Source organism: Helicobacter pylori (assembly GCF_011140715.1).
In the GTDB taxonomy this organism is placed as follows: Bacteria; Campylobacterota; Campylobacteria; order Campylobacterales; family Helicobacteraceae; genus Helicobacter; species Helicobacter pylori_DA.
Genome location: NZ_SFZZ01000030.1, coordinates 1 through 1,077, shown reverse-complemented (window position 1 = coordinate 1,077; position 1,077 = coordinate 1). Strand labels below are relative to the sequence as shown.

At 37.5% G+C, this 1,077-nt stretch carries 2 pseudogenes; one reads left to right on the top strand and one right to left on the bottom strand.

Annotation, left to right across the window (positions count from 1 at the left end):
* Nucleotides 1-920: pseudogene (locus tag EWZ81_RS03330) on the top strand (type IV secretion system oncogenic effector CagA); the annotation flags it as partial.
* Between the two features lie 62 nt (nucleotides 921-982).
* On the opposite strand, the pseudogene EWZ81_RS03325 reads toward EWZ81_RS03330, so the two are convergent.
* Nucleotides 983-1,077 (bottom strand): annotated as a pseudogene (locus tag EWZ81_RS03325) (RNA-guided endonuclease InsQ/TnpB family protein); the annotation flags it as partial.

The following is a 1,077-nucleotide window of genomic DNA, read 5'->3' as shown; positions in this document are numbered from 1 at the left end:
TTAAAAATTTCAATAACAATAATAATGGTCTCAAAAACAGCACAGAACCCATTTATGCTAAAGTTAATAAAAAGAAAACAGGACAAGTAGCTAGCCCTGAAGAACCCATTTATACTCAAGTTGCTAAAAAGGTGAATGCAAAAATTGACCGACTCAATCAAATAGCAAGTGGTTTGGGTGTTGTAGGGCAAGCAGTGGGCTTCCCTTTGAAAAGGCATGATAAAGTTGATGATCTCAGTAAGGTAGGGCGATCGGTTAGCCCTGAACCTATTTATGCTACAATTGATGATCTCGGCGGACCTTTCCCTTTGAAAAGGCATGATAAAGTTGATGATCTTAGTAAGGTAGGGATTTCAAGGGAGCAACAATTGGCTCAGAAAATTGACAATCTCAATCAAGCGGTATCAGAAGCTAAAGCAGGTTTTTTTGGCAATCTAGAGCAAACGATAGACAATCTCAAAGATTCTACAAAACACAATCCCATGAATCTATGGGTTGAAAGTGCAAAAAAAGTACCTGCTAGTTTGTCAGCGAAACTAGACAATTACGCTACTAACAGCCACACACGCATTAATAGCAATATCCAAAATGGAGAGATCAATGAAAAAGCGACCGGTATGCTAACACAAAAAAACCCTGAGTGGCTCAAGCTCGTGAATGATAAGATAGTTGCGCATAATGTAGGAAGCGTTCCTTTGTCAGAGTATGATAAAATTGGCTTCAACCAGAAGAATATGAAAGATTATTCTGATTCGTTCAAGTTTTCCACCAAGTTGAACAATGCTGTAAAAGATGTTAAGTCTGGCTTTACGCAATTTTTAGCCAATGCATTTTCTACAGGATATTACTGCTTGGCGGGAGAAAATGCAGAGCATGGAATCAAAAATGTTAATACAAAAGGTGGTTTCCAAAAATCTTAAAGGATTAAGGAATACCAAAAACGCAAAAACCACCCCTTGCTAAAAGCAAGGGGTTTTTTAACTTAAAATATCCCAACAGACACTAACGAAAGGTTTTGTTCTTTAAAGTCTGCATGGATATTTCCTACCCCAAAAAGACTTAACCCTTTGCTTAAAA